The organism is Burkholderia sp. AU31624, assembly GCF_020420065.1.
GTDB lineage: Bacteria > Pseudomonadota > Gammaproteobacteria > Burkholderiales > Burkholderiaceae > Burkholderia.
Genome location: NZ_JAIZRT010000002.1, coordinates 528,867 through 543,433 on the forward strand (window position 1 = coordinate 528,867; position 14,567 = coordinate 543,433).

The 14,567-nt window shown below is 66.2% G+C and carries 12 protein-coding genes and 1 tRNA gene; 5 read left to right on the forward strand and 8 right to left on the reverse strand.

From position 1 onward, the window contains the following. Nucleotides 1-11: 11 nt before the first annotated feature. Nucleotides 12-1,307 carry an O-acetylhomoserine aminocarboxypropyltransferase/cysteine synthase family protein gene (locus LGM89_RS07685; RefSeq protein WP_226272760.1) on the reverse strand — a complete coding sequence of 432 codons (1,296 nt, stop codon included), beginning with the start codon at nucleotides 1,305-1,307 and terminating at the stop codon, nucleotides 12-14. Nucleotides 1,308-1,440: 133 nt separating this feature from the next. Between LGM89_RS07685 and LGM89_RS07690 the strand changes: the two genes are divergently transcribed. Continuing rightward, nucleotides 1,441-2,109, forward strand: coding sequence for an O-methyltransferase (locus LGM89_RS07690; protein ID WP_226272761.1), 669 nt, complete (start codon nucleotides 1,441-1,443; stop codon nucleotides 2,107-2,109). A 36-nt stretch (nucleotides 2,110-2,145) separates the two neighbouring features. Here LGM89_RS07690 and LGM89_RS07695 read toward each other — a convergent pair whose 3' ends face one another. The 5 genes from LGM89_RS07695 to LGM89_RS07715 form a co-directional block, all read right to left on the reverse strand. Then, a complete protein-coding gene (locus LGM89_RS07695) occupies nucleotides 2,146-3,441 on the reverse strand; it encodes an XAC2610-related protein (protein WP_226272762.1) in 1,296 nt (431 codons plus the stop codon). A gap of 62 nt (nucleotides 3,442-3,503) precedes the next feature. Further along, nucleotides 3,504-4,652 (reverse strand): DUF1176 domain-containing protein, encoded by a 1,149-nt coding sequence (locus LGM89_RS07700; protein WP_226272763.1) that lies wholly within the window; start codon nucleotides 4,650-4,652, stop codon nucleotides 3,504-3,506. A gap of 283 nt (nucleotides 4,653-4,935) precedes the next feature. Continuing rightward, nucleotides 4,936-6,159: an RtcB family protein gene (locus tag LGM89_RS07705; RefSeq protein WP_319001500.1), complete on the reverse strand. Its 1,224-nt coding sequence runs from the start codon at nucleotides 6,157-6,159 to the stop codon at nucleotides 4,936-4,938. Between the two features lie 62 nt (nucleotides 6,160-6,221). Then, on the reverse strand, nucleotides 6,222-7,361 hold the full coding sequence (locus LGM89_RS07710; RefSeq protein WP_226272764.1) for a slipin family protein: 1,140 nt from the start codon (nucleotides 7,359-7,361) through the stop codon (nucleotides 6,222-6,224). Between the two features lie 258 nt (nucleotides 7,362-7,619). Further along, a tRNA-Cys gene (locus LGM89_RS07715) sits at nucleotides 7,620-7,690 on the reverse strand. A gap of 335 nt (nucleotides 7,691-8,025) precedes the next feature. Between LGM89_RS07715 and rtcR the strand changes: the two genes are divergently transcribed. Next, a complete protein-coding gene (gene rtcR / locus LGM89_RS07720) occupies nucleotides 8,026-9,642 on the forward strand; it encodes an RNA repair transcriptional activator RtcR (RefSeq protein ID WP_226272765.1) in 1,617 nt (538 codons plus the stop codon). Nucleotides 9,643-9,709: 67 nt separating this feature from the next. On the opposite strand, the gene LGM89_RS07725 is transcribed toward rtcR, so the two are convergent. Continuing rightward, nucleotides 9,710-10,297, reverse strand: a complete 588-nt coding sequence (locus LGM89_RS07725; RefSeq protein ID WP_226272766.1) for a nuclear transport factor 2 family protein — start codon at nucleotides 10,295-10,297, stop codon at nucleotides 9,710-9,712. A gap of 131 nt (nucleotides 10,298-10,428) precedes the next feature. Here LGM89_RS07725 and LGM89_RS07730 point away from each other — a divergent pair, with 131 nt between their 5' ends. Then, a complete protein-coding gene (locus LGM89_RS07730) occupies nucleotides 10,429-10,971 on the forward strand; it encodes a MarR family winged helix-turn-helix transcriptional regulator (protein WP_089497538.1) in 543 nt (180 codons plus the stop codon). Nucleotides 10,972-11,018: 47 nt separating this feature from the next. On the opposite strand, the gene LGM89_RS07735 is transcribed toward LGM89_RS07730, so the two are convergent. Beyond that, nucleotides 11,019-12,230, reverse strand: coding sequence for an IscS subfamily cysteine desulfurase (locus tag LGM89_RS07735; protein ID WP_226272767.1), 1,212 nt, complete (start codon nucleotides 12,228-12,230; stop codon nucleotides 11,019-11,021). Between the two features lie 255 nt (nucleotides 12,231-12,485). Here LGM89_RS07735 and LGM89_RS07740 point away from each other — a divergent pair, with 255 nt between their 5' ends. Beyond that, nucleotides 12,486-13,034: a flavin reductase family protein gene (locus LGM89_RS07740; RefSeq protein WP_226272768.1), complete on the forward strand. Its 549-nt coding sequence runs from the start codon at nucleotides 12,486-12,488 to the stop codon at nucleotides 13,032-13,034. 36 nt (nucleotides 13,035-13,070) lie between these two features. Beyond that, nucleotides 13,071-14,549, forward strand: coding sequence for a 4-hydroxyphenylacetate 3-hydroxylase family protein (locus tag LGM89_RS07745; RefSeq protein WP_089432263.1), 1,479 nt, complete (start codon nucleotides 13,071-13,073; stop codon nucleotides 14,547-14,549). The last annotated feature ends 18 nt before the right edge of the window (nucleotides 14,550-14,567 follow it).

The window sequence follows — 14,567 nt, forward strand, 5'->3', positions numbered from 1 at the left end:
GCCCGTTTCCGTCAAAGCTGCGCGAGCGCCTGGTCGAGGTCGGCGAGCAGGTCGTCGATATGTTCGATGCCGATCGACAGCCGCACGGTTTCCTCCTTCACGCCGGCCTTCGCGAGTTCGGCCGGCGACAGTTGCCGGTGCGTCGTCGACGCCGGGTGCGTGGCGAGCGATTTCGTGTCGCCGATGTTGACGAGCCGCGTGAACAGCTTCAGCGCATCCTGGAACTTCGCGCCGCCGTCGCGGCCGCCCTTCACGCCGAACGTCAGGATGCCCGGCGCGCGGCCCGACAGGTAGCGCGCGACGAGCGGATGGTCCGGGTGATCGGGCAGCCCGGCATAGTTCACCCATTCGACGTTCTCGTGGCGTGCGAGATGCTGCGCGATCTTCAGTGCGTTGTCGCTGATGCGCTCGACGCGCAGCGCCAGTGTTTCGATGCCCTGCAGGATCTGGAACGCATTGAACGGCGAAATGGCCGCGCCCATGTTGCGCAGCGGCACCACGCGCGTGCGGCCGATATAGGCGGCCGGCCCGAACGCTTCCGTGTAGACGACGCCGTGATAGCTGACGTCGGGCTCGTTCAGCCGCTTGAAGCGGTCCGCATGCTCGGCCCACGGGAACTTGCCCGAATCGACGATCGCGCCGCCGAGGCTCGTGCCGTGCCCGCCGAGATACTTCGTCAGCGAATGCACGACGATATCCGCACCGTGCTCGAACGGGCGCAGCAGATACGGCGACGGCACCGTGTTGTCGACGACCAGCGGGATGCCATGGCGATGCGCGACTTCCGCGAGCGCGGCGATGTCGGTGACGTTGCCGAGCGGGTTGCCGACCGATTCCGCGAAGATCGCCTTCGTGCGCGCGTCGATCAGCGGCTCGAACGACGCGGGGTCGCGCGGATCGGCGAAGCGCGTCGTGATCCCGTATTGGGGCAGCGTATGCGCGAACAGGTTGTAGGTGCCGCCGTACAGCGAACTCGCGGACACGATGTTGTCGCCGGCTTCGGCGATCGTCTGGATCGCGTACGTGACGGCCGATTGCCCCGAGGCCAGCGCCAGTGCGCCGATGCCGCCCTCGAGCGCGGCGATCCGCTGCTCGAGCACGTCGGTCGTCGGGTTCATGATCCGCGTGTAGATGTTGCCCTGCACCTTCAGGTCGAACAGGTCGGCGCCGTGCTGCGTGTCGTCGAATGCGTACGCAACGGTCTGGTAGATCGGCACGGCGACCGCGCGCGTGGTCGGGTCGGGACGATAACCGCCGTGTACGGCGATGGTTTCGAGGCGCCAGTTCGATGCGGCCTGATCGGTCATGGGTGCTCCGTCTGTTGTTGTGGTGGTCGAGCGATTATAGGAGCACGTGCGCCACGGCCCTTAGAACGAATGGTGTGTTGCTTATGGCAGTGCGGCGCATAAAATGCCTGTTCCGCAAACAAGGGGGCGCTCGATGAATCAGGATCATTGGAACCAGGTGGATGCGTATTTCTCCGCGACGCTCGTGCCGTCCGACGACGTGCTCGACGCCGCGCTCGCGGCGAGCGACGCAGCGGGTCTGCCCGCGATCAACGTCGCGCCGAACCAGGGCAAGCTGCTGCAATTGCTCGCGACGATTCGCGGCGCACGGCGGATTCTCGAGGTCGGCACGCTCGGCGGCTACAGCACGATCTGGCTCGCGCGCGCGTTGCCGCCGGGTGGCTCGCTCGTCACGCTCGAACTGAATCCGGAGCATGCGAAGGTCGCGACGCGGAACATCGCGCGTGCCGGGTTCGCGGAAGCCGTGACGGTGGTGGTCGGCAGCGCGAAGGACAGCCTCGCGCGGCTCGTCGACGCGGGGGAGGCGCCGTTCGATTTCATCTTCATCGATGCCGACAAGGACAACAACCCCGTCTATCTCGACGCGGCGCTGAAGCTGTCGCGGCCCGGCACGGTGATCGTCGTCGACAACGTCGTGCGCGGCGGGCGCGTGGCCGATCCGGACAATCGCGAGCCGGACGTGGTCGGCGTGCGCGACGGGTTCGCGCGTCTCGTGGCCGCGCCGAATCTCACGACGACCGCCGTGCAGACGGTCGGGCAGAAGGGCTGGGACGGGTTCTCGATCTCGATCGTCGGCGCGTGACGCGATGGCGGTACGCGCGTGCGGTCGCACCGCGCGCTAGTTCTTGTCGGGATTCTTCTCTTCGCACTGGTCGGGATCGTCGCGCAGCACGATGCGGCGGATGCGGCCGTTGTCGTAGAACGGCACGTCGGGGCAGAACTTCATGCCGACGCGGGTTGGCGTGCGCTTCCACGCAACTTTTTCGGTGCGCACGAGTGTCGGCGCGTGGCCGGGTGCACCCGGCTTCCAGATATCGATGTATACGCGCGACATCCACGGTGAGTCATTCGATTCGCATTCCTTCGGGTTCCCAAGCGTCGAACGCAGCCCGGTGTCGGTCTGCTCGATGCGCTGCGGAAACTCGATGTAACCGTCGCCGTAGTCGGGCACGACGTAGCAATAGCGGCGCGTGTTCCCGTCGAGCACGGGCAGCAGGTAGCTGCTGGCCGTGTCGACTTCCTTCACGTCGTTGCCTTGCCAGCGGTAGGTCGTCACGCCATGCTCGCAGCAGCTCGCGCGCCAGCTCGTCCAGATGATCCGGTGCTTGGGATCGAAATCCGGCGACGTGATCTCCTGCAGCCCCTGCGGCGCATCGACGAAGTGTCGCGACTTCGGATCGTACATCCACGTCTGGTAGGGAATGTTCGGGCTCGCCCCCATCCCTTGCGCAAGCATCAGGTCGGGCCAGCCGTCGAAGTTCACGTCGGCGAAATCGGGCGTGAACAGGCCGCAGGTGCCTTGCGAATCGGTCCGCAGTGTCTGCACGAGGCGGCCGCGATCGTACAGGCGGATCGCGGAGACGTGCGGCGGGTCGTTGCACGAACCGCTGTCGTCGGGCAGCTTGTCCGCGACGAGGCGGATCTCGTAAGGGAACGGCCTGCCGTCCTGTTTCGGTGCGAGCGAGACGGGCAGCGTGCGCTTGCCGTCCGGCGATACCCACGTGCCGGTCACGGCGCCGTCGAGGGATGCCGCGCGCCACGTGCCCGTCACGCGATCGGCGTTGGTTTTCGCGCCGCTGTCGCGTTCCGACAGCGTGACACCGTGCGCGTCGAGCGTTCCCTTCAATGCGAGCCGATAACGTTTGTCGGACGTGCAGGGCGCGTAGCAGTACGAGCCCGATACCGTGTCGGCCACGCGCGATAACGTGACTTCGACACGCCGGTTGCCGATCGTGCCGGTCCAGTCACGCGACCAGAACCGGATTTCCACCGAATCGTCGGCGCTTGCCGCACGCACCGGCGCCGACACGAAGGCGGCGACAGTGATCAGCGCAAACGCAAGCATGCTGCGCCAGCCGCGCGTGCGACGCGGCGCGCTCGCTTGGCGCGACGCGGCGATGAACGGGTCATGCATGGTTCGGCCCCTCGGTTTGTTATGCGTTATCTCTGCCGGCGTGTTTCGGTGCGAGGGATGCGTCAGTGGTTTCCTGCCGCATCGGCCCGCCGATACAGGCGTGGCCACTGATCGTCGAACAGGCCGTTGCACGTGCCGTGCGTGGCGATATCGCCGAGCATGAAGCGCCGGCCGTCGAAGATCCACGATGCGGTCGATCCGCAGTCGCCGGCACTGCGCAGCCTCACCTTGCTCGACAGCGTCGCGCTGGCGGGATCGTAGCCGGCCTCGGTCAGTTCGTTCGCGAAGGAGGCCGAATCGAGTCCCGCGTTCGCGTTCTCGCCGAAATTCATCGCCGTAGGCGTGAACGGCGCCGTCCGTCGCACGCGATACCACAGGTCGGTGTGGTTATACATGCTGCTGGTCTGGCACGGTATCGCGACCAGCGCCTCGTCGGCGGAGATCGCCACGGCGCGCGATGCCTTCCTGCGATCGCTCGCCGGCATTTCGTCTTCGACGTCGGCCGCACATTGCTTCACGTCGCCGCCGAACTTCGCGAGCGCCGCGTCGACGAGCGGGCGTTGCTCGGCGGCCGACAGGTCCGCGACGGCGGGTGCCGGCGCGACGGCGGGCGGCAGTGCCGGCGCGGCCGGCACCGACGACGCGGGCCGGGGGCCTGGTCGCAGCAGCGCGGTGACGGTGCCGACCCGGCCCTGTGTGTCGTCGATCAACAGCAGCGCGGCATTCAATCCCGTCAACGGCGTGCGGGCGGTTTGCGCCGACGCCGGATCGCCGAAGCTCAGCAGTTGCGCATTGCGCGACGCGGTGAGCCAGGCGGCAACCGTGGCCGGATCGGTGGTCCGGACCCGGAACGGGTGCGCTTCGTCATCGTCCGGCTTGCCGCCGAATGCATGCCATTGGGCGGCCATGGCGTCGAACGGGCGGCCATCCATGCGTGCGCTGCGCAGGTCCAGCGGCGCCGACGCGTAGAGGTCGAGCGACGCTTGTGCGTCCGGGCCCGCATCGCGCGTCACGCGCACGATGAGGCGGGTGCGTGCGTCGTCGATATCGTCGGCATGGCTTTCGGCAATGCAGCGGTTGCCGTTGTCGCAGACGACCGACCAGTTCTTGAAATCGCGCTCGACCGGCGGCCGCGCGAGCGGGCGAGCCTGGGCGATGATCGGGGAAACGGCGAGGAGGGCGGCGATGGCGAGCGAAAGGCGGTGCGACATGACGGTTCGTATCGACTGTGGATGGGCGGGCGGAAGACGTCGGACTGCAAGCGCATCGTCAGCAAACGGGGCAGGTCGAAGGCTGCGGCGCATGCAGCGGCGCGCTTTACCGAACGGCATCGAGTATACCGCCGCAATGGGCTGCAACCGTGACGGCGACGCGTAGTGTGCGGGCGCGGCCGTTGCCGGCCGGTAGGGGGCGGACGCGTGCACATGCAAAAACGGCGCGACGCCCGCAGGCACCGCGCCGTTCGTTTTTCATCGTGCGCAGCCGCGCACCGCGCTATCCCTTCACGCACACCACCTGGCGCAGCGTATGCACCACTTCGACGAGGCTGCGCTGGGCCGCCATCACCGCGTCGATGTCCTTGTAGGCCATCGGGATTTCGTCGACGACGCCCGCGTCCTTCCGGCATTCGACGCCCTGGGTCGCCTTCACCTGGTCGTCGACGGTGAAGCGGCGCTTCGCTTCGGTACGGCTCATCGTCCGGCCCGCGCCGTGGCTGCACGAACAGAAGCTGTCCGGGTTGCCGAGCCCGCGCACGATGAAGCTCTTCGCACCCATCGAACCCGGAATGATCCCGAGCTGCCCCTTCTGCGCGGACACCGCACCCTTGCGCGTCACGAGCACGTCCTCGCCGAAGTGGCGTTCGCGCTGCACGTAGTTGTGGTGGCAGTTCACCGCGTGTTCGTCGACCGAGAACGGCTTGGCGATCACGCCGTGTGCTGCACCGATCACTGCGTCCATCATCGCCTGCCGGTTGCGGCGCGCGTAGTCCTGCGCCCAGCCGACCGCTTCGACGTAATCGTCGAAGTGGCGGCTGCCCTCGGTGAAATACGCGAGGTTGCGATCCGGCAGGTTCGCGATGTGCTGCCGCATGTCGGCCTGCGCGAGTTCGATGAACAGGCTGCCGATCGCATTGCCGACGCCGCGCGAGCCGCTGTGCAGCATGAACCACACGTGGTCCGCTTCGTCGACGCACACTTCGATGAAGTGATTGCCGGTGCCGAGCGTGCCGAGATGCGCGTAGTGGTTCGTCTTTTCCAGCTTCGGATACTTGTCGACGATCCGCTGGAAGCCCGGTTGCAGCGACTTCCACGATTCGGTCACGGCGGCCGGCGTGCGGTCGCCCCACGCGCCCGGATCGCGGCGGCCCGGCGCGCGGCCGTGCGGCACAGCGCGTTCGATCGCGCTGCGCAGCCCGCCAAGCGAATCCGGCAGGTCGGACGCCGTCAGCGTCGTGCGCGCGGCCATCATCCCGCAGCCGATGTCGACGCCGACCGCGGCCGGAATGATCGCGCCCTTGGTCGGAATCACACTGCCGATCGTCGAGCCCTTGCCGAGGTGGACGTCCGGCATCACCGCGACGTGGCTGAAGATGAACGGCATCTGCGCGGTGTTGCGCAGTTGCGCGCGCGCTTCGTCTTCCACGGCCACGCCTTGCGTCCACATCTTCACCGGCTTGCCGTTGGCCAGTTCCATGACCTGATAATCCATTTCACTCATGTTCATCACCTTGCTGCTTCGTTCATGAGGCACGGCGCGTGTGCGCCGTGCCTGATCGTTCATTACGCGCCCTTGATGCTGACGAGTCCGTTCAGCACCTGGTCGAGACCGCCGAACACCGAGATGCGGTCGATCCGTTCCGCGACGCGCTCGAGCGTTTCCAGCTCCTTGAGCCGCAGCGCGGTCGGGTTTTCTTCCATCACCTTCGCGGTGTTCAACAGCGAACGCGTGGCCGCCGTTTCCTCGCGGCGGCGAATCACGTTCGCCTGCGCGGATTTCTCCGCCTCGACCACCTGCGCGAGGATCGTCTTCATGTCGCCCGGCAGTACGATATCCTTCACGCCGACGCTGCGCACGTCCACGCCCGAATCGCCGAGACGGGCACGCACCTGCGCGATCACGACCTCGTCGATCGACTGCTTGTCCTCCAGCAACTCGTCGAGCGCGCGCGTGCCGACGGCCGATCGCAGCGCGAACTGCAGCTCGCGATACAGGTGCTCGACCGGCTTCTGCAACTGGCCGAACGCATGCAGCACGTCCGCATAGCACCACGTCGCCGACAGGTTCAGCCGCAGCGCGACCTTGTCGCGCGTCAGGATTTCCTGTCCGCCGACTTCGATCGCCTGCAAACGCAGGTCGACGAGTTCGACCGCGACGTCGCGGTTGAAGCGCCAGAACGCCGCGACGCCCGCGTCCAGCAACCGCTCGATCTTGCCGTCGATCTTCAGCACGCCGACGTGGTACGCCGGCACCTGCGCCAGCAGCACGCCCGTCAGGCCCGCCACGCCGCGCGCACGCAGCGCCGGTTGCGCGATGCGCTTCACGAGCGCGGCCGGCAGCAGGCTGTCCTGCGCGAGATCGACGCGCTCGAGGCGGTGCGCGGTCAGGCCGCGCCAGTACAGCCGGCGCGTACCCGGCGCCAGGATCTCGACGAGCACGTCGTCTTCATAGCGCAGGCCCGCTTCATCGTCGGCGAGATCCATCGCGACGAAGTGCTGCGCGAGCACGTCCGGCGCGTCGTGACGCAGGTAATCGGCCAGTGCCGCATCGGCGAGCGGCGCGTCGAGACGCGCGGTCTGCACCGACAAACGCTTGAACGGATCGAAGGCCTTGAACACACCCGGTTCGAGCACCTTCACGAAATCGCCCTCGTTCATCAGCAGCGCGCGTTCGTTCTTTTTCACAACATGTCGCATCCACATATTCTTGTCCTTTTCTTCATTGACCGCCGGGTGACACGCATCGTGCGGATCGCGGGGCGACGCAACCGGGCGGGCGGCGCGCTGGCCCGGCGTCGACGTGCACGGCGACGCATCCTGCATCGCGTCGTCGTGCGCGTTCGCGCGGGCCGTGCGGCCGTCCGGCCGATCGCGCGGAACCGCAACCGGTCCGACGCGCGGCGGGCCTTGCGGCCCGCACCGGCGGGTACTGCTTCCATCAAGAGACTGTCCTTGCGGACAGTGTTCGAGCGGGATTCGAACCCGCTACACACCGGCTTGCGCCGGCTGCTCTACCTATGAGCTTCCGAACGGAGGGCGCCCCGGGATTCGAACCCGGGCGAAGCGCCTTGCGCGCCCGTTTGCCTTCGTCTGCCCATGGCGACATGCGCTACCGCGACGAACCAGGTTCGGCGGCGGCGCACCAGCAGGGCTTGGTGAACCCTGACTCGTGGGCCAGCGGGACATCCGGCGCTTTCTATTTAGCGAGGAGCGTGCCAGCGGGTGACTCGGTACTCGGAGAAAATCTCAAGCTATTGAAATAAAAGGAGAAATTATTTTTATCGGCAGGTGGAGCTTGAATATCCGATGGTGGTTCGATCCGGAATATTCGATACAATCGGATCGCTTCTTATCCCATGAGATAAATATGCGAAAGACTGTTGCGATCGGTTTTCTCGGTACCGTGCTCGACCAGGGCGGCGGCTCGCAGCGCCGCTGGCGCAACTGGCGGCCGACGATTTCACTGTGCGAGCAGCGCGACACGCCGATCGACCGGCTCGAACTGCTGCACGCGCCAAACTACGCGCGTCTCGCGGACCGCGTGAAGCAGGATCTCGAACGCGTGTCGCCGCACACCGACGTGCGGCTGATCCCGATGGAGATTCGCGATCCGTGGGATTTCGAGGAGGTCTACGCCACGCTGCACGATTTCGCGCGCGCGTACCCGTTCGATCTCGACCGCGAGGACTACCTGATCCACATCACGACCGGCACGCACGTCGCGCAGATCTGCTGGTTCCTGCTGGCGGAGGCGCGCTACCTGCCTGCGCGTCTCGCGCAGACGGCGCCGCCGCAGAAGACCGACGAAGGACCGAGCGGGCCCGGCACGATGTCGGTGATCGATCTCGACCTGTCGCGTTACAACCGCATCGCGCAGCGCTTCACGCGCGAACGCGATGAAACGGTGTCGTTCCTGAAGGCCGGCATCGCGACGCGCAACGCGCGCTTCAACGCGCTGATCGAGCAACTGGAGCGCGTGGCCGTGCGTTCGCGCGCACCGATGCTGCTGGTCGGGCCGACGGGTGCCGGCAAGTCGTTTCTCGCGAAGCGCGTGTACGAGCTGAAGCGCGGCCGTCATCGGCTCGCGGGGCCGTTCATCGAGATCAATTGCGCGACGCTGCGCGGCGACGCGGCGATGTCGACGCTGTTCGGTCACGTGAAGGGCGCGTTCACGGGCGCGCAGTCGGCGCGGGCCGGGCTGCTGCGCGCGGCGGACGGCGGCCTGCTGTTTCTCGACGAGATCGGCGAACTCGGGCTCGACGAACAGGCGATGCTGCTGAAGGCGATCGAGGAGAAGCGTTTCCTGCCGGTCGGTGCGGACATCGAGGCGACCAGCGATTTCGAGCTGATCGCGGGCACGCACCGCGACCTGCGGCAGATGGTGGCGGCCGGCACGTTCCGCGAGGACCTCTACGCGCGGATCAACCTGTGGACATACGAATTGCCGGGGCTGGCCGAGCGGCGCGAGGACATCGAGCCGAACCTCGAATTCGAACTCGACCGCTTCGGCCGCGAGCAGGGCGAGCAGGTGCGGTTCAACGTCGAGGCGAAGCGGCGTTATCTCGCGTTCGCTGCGTCGCCACGCGCGGCGTGGGCCGGCAACTTCCGCGAGCTGTCCGCGTCGGTCACGCGGATGGCGACGCTGGCCGATGCGGGGCGGATTACCGAAGCGCTCGCCGAGCAGGAAGTCGAACGGCTGACGCGCACGTGGTCGCCGCCGGGCGGCGCGGGTGTGTCCGATGCATGTGTCGACGCGGTGTTCGGTGCGCGTGCGGCGGAACTCGACCTGTTCGACCGTGCGCAGCTCGAACGCGTGCTCGATGTTTGCCGAGCGTCGGCAAGCTTGTCGGAAGCCGGACGCACGCTGTTCGCGGTGTCGCGGCAGAGCAAGAAGCAGCCGAACGATGCAGACCGGCTGCGCAAGTATCTCGCGCGATTCGGGCTGGATTGGGACGGGGTGCGGCAGGCGCTCGACGGGGCATGACGCGTCCGGCGGCGCGGGCGCCGCGTGCAGCCGGAGCGCACGGCACGCGGCCAGCGATCGGGAAGGGTTACACCGCCGCTGCCTCGAGAAACGGCGCCAGGAATGCCCACTCCGGCTGCGCAGCCGCCACATCCGCGAGCCCGCGCGCGAATGCGTGCGCCGGCAGCCACGGATACCCGAACGCCGCGTGCAGCGCATCGAGTTTCACCGACTGCGGATCGTCGATCGTATCCATCCGCTCGATATGAATATGCAGCGCGGCAATCCGCGCGGCATGTTCGCTTTCGCCGTTGCCCGCGAACTGCCAGCGGTACGTGCCGTGCCCGATCCGCAAGGCGCCGTTGTCCCTCTGGCGCATCACGACGAGCCACGACATCCCGCCGACGCCGTGCGGGTCGACTTCGGGTGCCGCGCAGACGTAATAGGTCCGGCACCGTTCGAACCGCTCGCCGAATTCCTCGACCAGCGTGCGCGCAATCGCAGCCGCGCCCGTTACGCGCGGCGGAAAATCGATATCGTCGTTCGCGAGCGAAAAGCTCAGCTCGGCATCGGCCGCGAAGCAGTCGGCGATCAGCGCGGGGCGGTTCAGATCCTTCGCGCGCAGATAGCACTCGAGCAGTGCGCGAATCGTTGCGGGATGAAGCGGGAAGGGCATGGATGAGCCTCCTGTGTCGGGAAATCGGGGCATATGCGCCGGCCGGCCGGCCGAGCCCAGGGCGTAGGTGCCTTTGCCGTATAATTTCGTTTCAAAGCTAAATTCGCATGACCGTACGGAGCGTCGAAGTCATGGCCAAGCAGCAAGAGGAGTCCGTTCTGACCATTACCAACCCGGCCTGCCTGATCGACGGCACGGACACGGAATTTCGCCATCTGATCAACGGGCTGCTGCCGTTCGCGGCCCGCCTGCTGTCGGTGCGCGACGGCTTCGGCTCGTTGATCGGCCTCACCGGCATCCAGTATTCGCTGCTCGTCTCGGTCTCGCATCTGTCGCACGACGATGTCGTGACCGTCAACCGTCTCGCCGATCACCTGCACCTGAGCGGCGCATTCGTCACGATCGAGACCGGCAAGCTGAAGAAGCTCGGCCTCATCGACAAACGCTCGGACCCCGACGACAAGCGCAAGATGCGGCTCACGGTCACGCCGGCCGGCGCGAAGCTGCTGAAGGCGTTCGCCGATACGCAGCAGCGCATCAACAACGTGCTGTTCGAGGGCGTGACGAAGACCGAATTCAAAGCGCTCTGCTCGGTGATCGACCGCCTCGTCACCAACGGCGACCGCGCGACGCTCGATCTCGCCCACCTGATCGCGCGCCAGGAAAAAGGCTGACGCGTACCGGCCCGCGATCGCCGGCCGGCCTGACGCATCGGCCGTGCTCAGTGCGCGGCCCACTCGATCGTATTCAGGTCGACCCCTTCGAGATGCATGTCCCACAGCGGGCTCAGCTCACGCAGCTTGCCGACCGTGTCGCGCACCTGCGCAATCACGCTGTCGACTTCGGCTTCGGTCGTGAAGCGGCCGAGCGTGAAGCGGATCGAGCTGTGCGCGAGCTCGTCGCTGCGGCCCAGCGCGCGCAGCACGTACGACGGCTCCAGCGATGCCGACGTGCACGCGGAGCCTGACGACACCGCGACACCCTTGACTCCCATGATCAGCGATTCGCCTTCGACGAAATTGAAGCTGACGTTCAGATTGTGCGGAATCCGGCGGGTGAGATCGCCGTTCACGTAAACCTCGTCGAGCGTCGACAGGCCGGCCAGCAGCCGGTCGCGCAAGGCGCCGACACGGCGGCTTTCCTCCTCCATCTCTTCCTTCGCGAGCCGGAACGCCTCGCCCATCCCGACGATCTGGTGCGTCGGCAGCGTGCCGGAGCGCATCCCGCGTTCGTGGCCACCACCGTGCATCTGCGCTTCGATCCGCACGCGCGGCTTGCGGCGCACGTACAGCGCGCCGATTCCCTTCGGGCCGTAGACCTTGTGTGCGGTCACCGTCAGCAGGTCGACGTTCAGCGTATTCACGTCGACCGGAATCTTGCCGGCCGCCTGCACCGCGTCGCAATGGAACACGATGCCGCGCGCACGGCACAGCGCACCGATCTCGGCCACCGGCTGGATCACGCCCGTTTCATTGTTCGCGAGCATCACCGACACCAGGATCGTGTCGGCGCGCAGCGCCTGCTGCACGGCATCGAGATCGAGCAGGCCGTCTTCCCGCACGTCGAGGTACGTGACGTCGAAGCCCTGGCGTTCGAGTTCGCGACACGTATCGAGTACGGCCTTGTGCTCGGTCTTCACCGTGACGAGGTGCTTGCCCTTGCCCTGGTAGAAGTGCGCGGCCCCCTTGATCGCGAGGTTGTTGCCCTCGGTCGCGCCGGACGTCCACACGATTTCGCGCGGGTCGGCGCCGAACAATGCGGCGACGTGCGCGCGCGCTTCCTCGACGGCCTGCTCGGCCTCCCAGCCGTAGCCGTGGCTGCGTGACGCCGGGTTGCCGAACTGCTCGTACAGGAACGGCACCATTTTGGCGACCACGCGCGGATCGACGGGCGTCGTCGCGCTGTAGTCCATGTAGATCGGACGGGATTGCATCGATGCGGCTCCGGAAAGCGGTGTCTCCCGCGGTGCCGGAAAGCACCGGGGAATCGGGTAGCCGCAGTGTACGTGGACATTTCCGGACGCCGCGCAACATCCATCCCGTCAGTAGGGTTGTCTTTTAAACAAAGCTTTCAAGGTCAGGGTTTACGACAGCTTGAACCCGTCTTCGTGTTTACATTTAATAAAAGCTAAATAACAAAGCTAAATCGCGATGCTTTGTTGGGCCGGATTCCACTGCGGAATCCGGCGATGCAACCCAAGGAGGACGAGATGAGCGAGAACCATGCCGGAACCGGCGCGGGCGCCGACGAGCAGCGGCGCTTTCGCACGGCGCTGTCGATGTTCGCGACGGGCGTCGCGGTGATTACCGCCCCGCGCAAGGAGGGGATGCCGATCGGCATCACGGTCGCGTCGTTCAATTCGGTGTCGCTGGATCCGCCGCTGATCCTGTTCTCGGTCGACCGCCGCAGCCTGAGCCTTGGCGACCTGGCCGGCGCGGACGGCTATGCGGTCAACGTGCTCGACGAGACGCAGCAGCACCTGTCGAACTGCTTCGCGAAAGCGAACGGCGACAAGTGGGGCTGGCGTGCGGATGCAGCCGATGACGATGGCGCCGTGCTGCTGCCCGACGCGCTCGCGACGTTCGAATGCGAACCCTATGCGCAGTACGACGGCGGCGATCACGTGATCTTCGTCGGCCGCGTGACTCGGCACTGCGCGCGTTCGGAAGGGCGCCCGCTGATCTTCTTCGGCGGCCGCTACCGCACGCTCGACGGCATGCACGCGCCGTCTGCCTGAATGCAACCCACGTTTCATTCCACCCTGGAGGACACCATGATCAAGAACGGGACTCAGCACATCGCGTCGCTGCGCGACGGCCGGCAGGTCTACCTGAACGGCCAGCCGGTCGGCGACGTGACCGCGCACGCGGCATTTCGCAATTCGATCCGCAGCTACGCGAGCCTGTACGACTACCAGGCGCGCGACGAGAACGTCGAGAAGATGACGTTCGTCTCGCCCGATTCGGGCAACCGCGTCAGCCGGATCTGGCAGCTGCCGACTTCCTATGACGAACTCGTCGAGCGCCGTGCCGCGCTGGAAGCGTGGTCGGAACTGCACTACGGCTTCATGGGGCGTTCGCCGGATCACGTCGCATCCTGTCTTTCCGGCATGTTCATGGGCGCCGACGTGTTCGAGCAATACGATCCGGCGCGCGCGGGCGCGCTGCGCGACTACTACCGCCATGCGCGCGACAACGACCTGTTCCTGACCTACGTGATCGTGAATCCGCAGGCGAACCAGTCGAAGTCCGCACACGAGCAGGAGGACAAGTACCTCGCGGTCGGCATCGTCGATCAGGATGCCGAAGGCATCACGGTGCGCGGCGCGAAGATGCTCGCGACGAGCGGGATCATGGCGAACGAGGTGTTCTGCAGCTGCATCCAGCCGCTGCGCGAAGGCGACGAGATGTACGCGCTGTCGTTCGCGGTGCCGATGAACGCGAAGGGCATGAAGATCCTGTCGCGCAAGTCATACGAGGAGAACGCGACGTCGGTATTCGACAACCCGCTGTCGAGCCGCTTCGACGAGAACGACGCGGTGCTGTATTTCGACGACGTGAAGGTGCCGTGGGAACGGATCTTCGTCGCCGGCAACACGGCGATGTGCGCGAAGCAGTTCCACGCGACGCCCGCGCACGTGTACCAGAACTACCAATGCCAGGTGCGGCTGATGACGAAGCTGCGCTTCCTCGTCGGGCTCGGGTTGAAGATCTCCGAGGTCAACGGCACGAATACGTTCCCGCAGGTGCGCGAAACGCTGGGCCAGCTCGCGGCCGAAGCGTCGATGGTCGAGGCGTGGGTCTACGGAATGGAAGCGAAGGGCACCGTCGTCAACGGCTTCTACGTGCCCGACCGCAACATGCTGTACGGCTCGCAGGTCGTCACGCAGCAGCTCTATTCGAAGGTGCTCAACACGCTGCGCGAGCTCGCCGGCGGCGGAATGATCATGCTGCCGTCCAGCGTGCGCGATTTCGAGAATCCCGACCTGCTGCGCATCATCGAGAAGACGCAGAAGTCGCCCGTGTGTTCGTCCGAGGAACGCGTGAAGTTCTTCAAGCTCGCGTGGGATGCGGTCGGCTCCGAATTCGCGTCGCGCCACAACCAGTACGAGCTGTTCTATGCCGGCGCGTCGTTCGTCACGAAGGGGCACGCGTATCGCACGTACGACTGGCAGCGCGCGTCGCATCTCGTCGATTCGATGCTCGGCAGCTATTCGCTGAACCAGGAACTGTCGACGCCGCGCGCCGCCTGACGCGTCACCTTGCATCCG

Bases quoted from the DNA above. Each gene is read 5' to 3' on its own strand.
- LGM89_RS07685 (WP_226272760.1), bottom strand. From the start codon at position 1,307: ATGACCGATCAGGCCGCATCGAACTGGCGCCTCGAAACCATCGCCGTA.
- LGM89_RS07690 (WP_226272761.1), top strand. From the start codon at position 1,441: ATGAATCAGGATCATTGGAACCAGGTGGATGCGTATTTCTCCGCGACG.
- LGM89_RS07695 (WP_226272762.1), bottom strand. From the start codon at position 3,441: ATGCATGACCCGTTCATCGCCGCGTCGCGCCAAGCGAGCGCGCCGCGT.
- LGM89_RS07700 (WP_226272763.1), bottom strand. From the start codon at position 4,652: ATGTCGCACCGCCTTTCGCTCGCCATCGCCGCCCTCCTCGCCGTTTCC.
- LGM89_RS07705 (WP_319001500.1), bottom strand. From the start codon at position 6,159: ATGAGTGAAATGGATTATCAGGTCATGGAACTGGCCAACGGCAAGCCG.
- LGM89_RS07710 (WP_226272764.1), bottom strand. From the start codon at position 7,361: ATGTGGATGCGACATGTTGTGAAAAAGAACGAACGCGCGCTGCTGATG.
- rtcR (WP_226272765.1), top strand. From the start codon at position 8,026: ATGCGAAAGACTGTTGCGATCGGTTTTCTCGGTACCGTGCTCGACCAG.
- LGM89_RS07725 (WP_226272766.1), bottom strand. From the start codon at position 10,297: ATGCCCTTCCCGCTTCATCCCGCAACGATTCGCGCACTGCTCGAGTGC.
- LGM89_RS07730 (WP_089497538.1), top strand. From the start codon at position 10,429: ATGGCCAAGCAGCAAGAGGAGTCCGTTCTGACCATTACCAACCCGGCC.
- LGM89_RS07735 (WP_226272767.1), bottom strand. From the start codon at position 12,230: ATGCAATCCCGTCCGATCTACATGGACTACAGCGCGACGACGCCCGTC.
- LGM89_RS07740 (WP_226272768.1), top strand. From the start codon at position 12,486: ATGCAACCCAAGGAGGACGAGATGAGCGAGAACCATGCCGGAACCGGC.
- LGM89_RS07745 (WP_089432263.1), top strand. From the start codon at position 13,071: ATGATCAAGAACGGGACTCAGCACATCGCGTCGCTGCGCGACGGCCGG.